Annotated in this window: 3 protein-coding genes; all 3 read right to left on the bottom strand. The window is 36.0% G+C overall.

Annotation, left to right across the window (positions count from 1 at the left end; genetic code table 11):
* The coding region (locus tag IQ229_RS21900; RefSeq protein ID WP_194047351.1) for a glycosyltransferase family 2 protein at positions 1 to 853 on the bottom strand (853 nt) is incomplete at its 3' end.
* 128 nt (positions 854 to 981) lie between these two features.
* Positions 982 to 1,998, bottom strand: coding sequence for a hypothetical protein (locus IQ229_RS21895; RefSeq protein WP_194047349.1), 1,017 nt, complete (start codon positions 1,996 to 1,998; stop codon positions 982 to 984).
* Between the two features lie 24 nt (positions 1,999 to 2,022).
* Positions 2,023 to 2,913 (bottom strand): glycosyltransferase (locus IQ229_RS21890; protein ID WP_194047347.1); only part of this gene is annotated, 891 nt, incomplete at its 5' end.

Raw genomic sequence — 2,913 nt, 5'->3', positions numbered from 1 at the left:
TCGGAGAGGTAGCCAAATCTTTGTAACCAATAATTGCTCTTATATAAGGTAATAACCAGTAAAATATCCAGAATGGCCCAGAGTGTCTGCTACAAAATATAGTCCATGATTTCAATGGAAATGCTTTGATTTGTAGTACTTTTTTCAAGCGTTCTAAGATATTTAAATTGGTGTCTGCCCAACTATTACGGATAGAGTTTTTAGTGCAAGTACCAATATACCCAGGAGCTACCCATATTTTACAACCCAATTTACGCGCTCTCAGGGCATAATCTAAATCTCCTAAACTATGGACAAAAGCTATATCAATATTGCCAACTTTGGCGGCAACACTTTTAGGAATTAGCACGCAGTTACCATACATAGCATCGCATTTTTGGATAACGGAGCTTGGTTCTAAAAATTCAAATTTATTAGAATACCAATTTTTAGATTTTACTGCTCCTCCATAGGTTGCTTTTCCTATAATTGAGTCTTTAGTTGAACCAACTACAATTGAGTCTGAATAACCAAGTTCTGTTAGATTTTGATGAACCTGTAATAGTTTACTCACAGCATTGGCTTCCAAAAATGTGTCATCATTCAACCATAGATAATAATCATATTGATATTTTATTGCCTCACCAAAAGCGAGATGCATTCCTCCCACCCAAAATAAATTGCCATTACCTTGAAGAACTTGTACTTCTGGATATTCTGCTTTAACAGCCTCTGTAGTCCCATCAGAACTTCCATCATCGGTTAAATAAACATCACAATCATTTTTTTGCTGATATAAGGCATTTAGGCAGGCAAGAGTTGTATTCCGTCTGTTATAACATGTCATAATTACAGCTAGATTCGCTTTATTCATCTCATTTGCCTCATAATAATATGTACAAAAATAGTTAATCCAAATAATAAAGTTAGATATATGTTATAGGGTTTTTATTTATAATCTCAATTCTCAAATTTTTACCTTTCATATATCGTAATGTCAGTTTAAAACTTAGCCCTGTTTTCTATCCATCCGCTGAAATTAATATCTAAATTAAAGCTTTTTAGCTTTTGTTCCATTCTTCTGACTGCCAACAAATATCGGTGCCAAACTGATACACGAGGCATATTAAGTCTGACAACCTCTTCACATAACCATTGATATTTATCTGAATGAATATTAAATTTTTTCAAGCTTTTTATTTGTCCATACCAATCGTGATAAAAAAATAAGTTGAAATAATGAATGGATACAATATCATCCCAATGTTTAATTTGTATTTCTTTTGATAAACGGTTATGTAAAGGTAATGGATAACTATAATTAGGGGGAAGATGTTCAACGTTTTCTTCCAAGGCACATAAAGTTACAGACAAAACAGACTGCTCAACAAAATAAATACCCTGGGGAGGAGTAATATCCAAGTGCATTACTTTTTCAAAGTTCTCTTTCCAAGTTGTAAATATACCCGCACTCCTTCTGACAGCAATCAAACCAGAATTCCAGTAGGCTCTGATTCTCTTATTACCAATGGGTGTGTCAACAAATACCTCACGCTTTACTCCCAGTACTTCATATAGTTTTTGCCAATACCATTCTTGAGGATCTCGCAAACCTGTAGAACCAATTCCTTGACCATACTCAGGACGCATCCGTACATTACAAGTTACGGGCAATAAAAACTCTTTTGGTTCAGAAAAAAAGCATTTGTCACTGTCTAAAAAAACCAATATTTCTGCATCGATATTTTGTTCTGCATAGGCACAAACTAGGGGCTTATTAGCTAAATAATATTCATGGAATTCTCGATTTATCGGGATTTGTTGATGAGTCACCTGCAAAGCTTCAAAGGCTTGTTGGGTTTCCTTTAAAATAGGTTCACCTACTCTAGGATGGAAACTATATATAGGTGTATTTTTCAATTCGCCGCAGAACTTACGAATACTTTCTGCAAGCATCAAAGATTGACCTTCTAAACGACCAGGTTCTGTACAAATTATAAAAGCTATAGGTATTGACATATGATGAAGTATTGATTTACTAAGTTAATTACTCAATGAAGATTTCTTTGCTATCATCAATATTTCCTGAAACAAGACTGAATAACGAAGTGCTTGAAGTTCCAGGGTAAATTCTTGCTCGGCTTTCTCACGAGCATAAAATGACAGTTTTTGCAACCTCTGTTCATTTTCAAGAACCCAGGTAATTCCTTTGGCAAAATCCTCAACTTCATAAGGTTTAGCCAAATAGCCGTTCTGCTGATGATCGACAATATCTTTTAAGCCAGTAGAATTAAACGCCACAACTGGAGTACCACAAGCGAATGATTCGGAAGCTGTCTGTCCAAAAGATTCTTGAAGAGATGGTACAAGCATTACATCAGCAGCTGAATAAACAGTTGCTAAAGATATAGCATCATGTAAGTGTCCCAAATAGTGGGTTTTGAAGCCTAAATCAGGTGGATTTTCGGGTTGAGATGCTCCAAAAATCACAACTTCCAAGTCATCCTTCCAGCCAGATTTACTCAATTCTTGTAAAGCTGGTTGCAACAAATGAAATCCTTTATTTCTATCGTTTGTTGCTTCTATGGCTCCAAAGAGTATCAGCTTTTTATCTTGAGGTAGATTGAGTGCTTCTCGTGCAAAATGTTGATTAATCGGTCGATATTTTTGAGTATTTAGTCCGTGGGGAATTACCTCAATTCGCAAATTTTGGAATAAAGAGCTAGAACGAGCGCACTCTGCTAACCAAGAACTTGGTGAAACGAGAGTTAAATTTAAATTTTTCCAAGCTTTTACTTTGCGCTGCCATACCCAACGGGATAAATCCCATTCATTACCACTGTTGAGTTGAGGACAAGCCCCGCAGGATATTTTGTAGCGATCGCATTCTCCAGTTACGTGACACCCGCCAGTAAACCCCCACATATCATGGAG

This window comes from Nostoc cf. edaphicum LEGE 07299 (assembly GCF_015207245.1).
GTDB lineage: Bacteria > Cyanobacteriota > Cyanobacteriia > Cyanobacteriales > Nostocaceae > Nostoc > Nostoc edaphicum_B.
This window is presented reverse-complemented; position numbering and strand designations above follow the sequence as displayed.